At 68.4% G+C, this 2500-nt stretch carries 4 protein-coding genes; 3 read left to right on the plus strand and 1 reads right to left on the minus strand.

Annotated elements, in window-relative coordinates; all coding sequences use genetic code 11:
* Nucleotides 1-197, minus strand: a 197-nt coding sequence (locus CS062_RS25000) for a GntR family transcriptional regulator (RefSeq protein ID WP_143742519.1), incomplete at its 3' end; no start/stop codon positions are given.
* A gap of 57 nt (nucleotides 198-254) precedes the next feature.
* Between CS062_RS25000 and CS062_RS25005 the strand changes: the two genes are divergently transcribed.
* The 3 genes from CS062_RS25005 to CS062_RS25015 all read left to right on the plus strand — a co-directional run bounded on the left by CS062_RS25005 (nucleotide 255) and on the right by CS062_RS25015 (nucleotide 2466).
* On the plus strand, nucleotides 255-1064 hold the full coding sequence (locus tag CS062_RS25005) for an MBL fold metallo-hydrolase (RefSeq protein WP_099864551.1): 810 nt from the start codon (nucleotides 255-257) through the stop codon (nucleotides 1062-1064).
* Nucleotides 1065-1082: 18 nt separating this feature from the next.
* On the plus strand, nucleotides 1083-1484 hold the full coding sequence (locus CS062_RS25010; RefSeq protein WP_099864552.1) for a tautomerase family protein: 402 nt from the start codon (nucleotides 1083-1085) through the stop codon (nucleotides 1482-1484).
* A 223-nt stretch (nucleotides 1485-1707) separates the two neighbouring features.
* On the plus strand, nucleotides 1708-2466 hold the full coding sequence (locus tag CS062_RS25015) for a DUF481 domain-containing protein (RefSeq protein ID WP_158238929.1): 759 nt from the start codon (nucleotides 1708-1710) through the stop codon (nucleotides 2464-2466).
* The last annotated feature ends 34 nt before the right edge of the window (nucleotides 2467-2500 follow it).

Below are 2500 nucleotides of genomic sequence, written 5' to 3' on the forward strand. Positions count from 1 at the left end.
AGCAGGTCGTAGGCGGCGACCACGGTGTTGCGGCCGACGCCCAGCGCCTCGGCCAGGCGCCGCGTGGACGGCAGCGCGAAGCCGGCCGGCAGTTGCCGCTCCAGGATCGCCGCCCGCAACTGGCGGTGCAGCGACCGGGTCAGTCCACCGTTGCGGACGTCGTCCAGGTCCAGTTCAAAGGGCAGAACTGGTTCCATGAGATTGGTCGAAACTGGCGCTTTCATCGAGCCAGCGTATCCGTAGAGTACCGACTCATGCAACACCACCTCTGCGACACCTGCGGCACGCAATTCGCGCTCAGCGACGCGCCGCCACGCGCTTGCCCGATCTGCCAGGACGACCGTCAGTACGTCGGCTGGAGCGGCCAGCACTGGACCACCCATGAGGCGCTGTCCACGCGCTTCAAGCTGCGCATCGGCGAGGACGACGGCCTTCCGGCCTTCGCGGTGGCAGGCAGCTTCGCCATCCCGCAGCGCGTGCTGCTGCTGCCGACCGAGGCCGGCAACATCCTGTGGGAGTCGCTGAGCCTGGTCACCGACGAGGCCGTCGCCGCGCTGCGCGACCGGGGCGGCGTCGATCGGATCGTGATCTCGCATCCGCACTTCTACTCGTCGATGGTGCAGTGGAGCGAGGCCCTCGGCGGCGTGCCGATCCTGCTGCACCACAACGACCGCGCCTGGGTGCAGCGGCCCGCGCGCTGCATCGAGCACTGGCAGGGCGATCGGCTCAGCCTGGGCGCCGGCGTCACGCTGGTGCGCACCGGCGGCCACTTCCCCGGCAGCACGGCGCTGCACTGGGCCACCGGGCCGCGCGGCGGCGGAGCGCTGTTCGTCGGCGATTCGCCGCAGGTCGCGTCGAACCGGCGCAGCGTGAGCTTCCTCTACAGCTCACCGAACTTCGTCCCGCTCGGCCCGCGCGAGGTGATGGCGATGCGCGAGCGCCTCGCCGGCCTGGCGTATGACGACGTCTACGGCTACAGCTGGGGACGCAACATCATCGGCGGCGCCCAGGCCGCGGTGGAAGCCTCGTTCGACCGCCACCTGCAGATCATGACCACCGCCTGAACCGAAGAAGGAGACCTCATGCCACTCGTCCGCATCTCCCTGCTCAAGGGCAAGTCCCGCGAGCATGTGCGCGCGATCGCCGACAGCGTCCATCAAGGCCTGATCGACGCCTACAAGATCCCGCCCGACGACCGCTTCCAGCTGATCCACCAGCACGATCCGGAAGACTTCATCTTCGATGCCGACTACCTCGGCATCCATCGCAGCAGCGATGTGGTGTTCATCCACCTGGTGGCGGGCAACTGGCGCGACACCGCGCAGAAGCAGGCGCTCTACCAGGCGATCGCCGACCGGCTGGCCGTCAGCCCCGGTTTGCGGCGCGAGGACGTGCAGATCGTCCTGAGCTCCAATCAGCGTGACGAGTGGTCCTTCGGCAACGGCCTGGCCTCGTACGTGAAGGCGGACAACGCAGGTTCCTGAGGCCGGCACGGTGGGCGCGGGCGCGGGGTGGGCGCGGCCCGAGCGGCGGGCGCGCTCAGGCGCGACGGCTGTCGTAGGGGGACCGATTTCGTGTCGCCGGTGGCACGGATGTAAGCTCTTGTGATCAGCGGCCCGCGAGATGAAAGCAAACGCGCGCGTTGCGCGCGCCGGGACCGGAGGTTGCCGCCTCCAGCGCATGTTTTCCCTCCTGAAAGGACCCGACATGCCGCCGACGCGACTCCTCGCCACCGCCTGCCTCGCCGCTGCGCCGCTGCTTTCCTTCGCCCAGGTCACCGTCAAGAACGACGGCCAGTGGCGCGCCCTGTTCACCGCCGGCGCGAGCGTCTCGTCCGGCAACAGCGACTCCACCACCGTCAACCTGAGCGGCGAGGCCGTCAAGGCGAGCACCACCGACAAGCTCTCCCTCAACGGCCGGGCGATGTACCTCAAGGACGACGACTCGGACTCGGAGCAGCGCTACGCCTTCGGCTCGCATTACCAGCGCGATCTCACCGATCGCATCTTCGGTTTCGGCCAGTTCGACGCGCTCAAGGACGAGCCGGCCAACCTGTCCTCGCGGCTGTCGGTGGGCGGCGGCGCCGGTTATCACCTGATCAAGCGCGACGACCTGACCTGGGATGTCTCGGGCGGTCTCGGCTACACGCATGAGCGCTACGTGGCGCCCGCCATCGTCGATGGCGTCAGCCGCAGCCGCTACGGCAACCTGGAGGTGCTGCTGGCCGAGGAGTCGAACCACAAGGTCTCCGACAACACGACCTTCAAGCAGCGGCTCGCCTACCTGCCCGACCTGCGCAACAGCGGCGAGTACCGCGCGACCTTCGACGGCGGGCTCTCGGTCGCGATGACCAAGCGCCTCAGCCTGACCGCCACGGTCCAGCACCGCTACGACAGCAATCCTGGCGAAGGCCTGAAGAAGAACGACACGCTGTTCATCACCGGCGTGTCGTTCAGGATCGATTGAGGTCGGCGCTCAGCGTTCCATCTGGCGCGGGCCG

Origin of the sequence: Roseateles chitinivorans (assembly GCF_002761755.1) — a bacterium.
In the GTDB taxonomy this organism is placed as follows: Bacteria; Pseudomonadota; Gammaproteobacteria; order Burkholderiales; family Burkholderiaceae_C; genus Roseateles; species Roseateles chitinivorans.

Bases quoted from the DNA above. Each gene is read 5' to 3' on its own strand.
- CS062_RS25005 (WP_099864551.1), top strand. From the start codon at position 255: ATGCAACACCACCTCTGCGACACCTGCGGCACGCAATTCGCGCTCAGC.
- CS062_RS25010 (WP_099864552.1), top strand. From the start codon at position 1,083: ATGCCACTCGTCCGCATCTCCCTGCTCAAGGGCAAGTCCCGCGAGCAT.
- CS062_RS25015 (WP_158238929.1), top strand. From the start codon at position 1,708: ATGCCGCCGACGCGACTCCTCGCCACCGCCTGCCTCGCCGCTGCGCCG.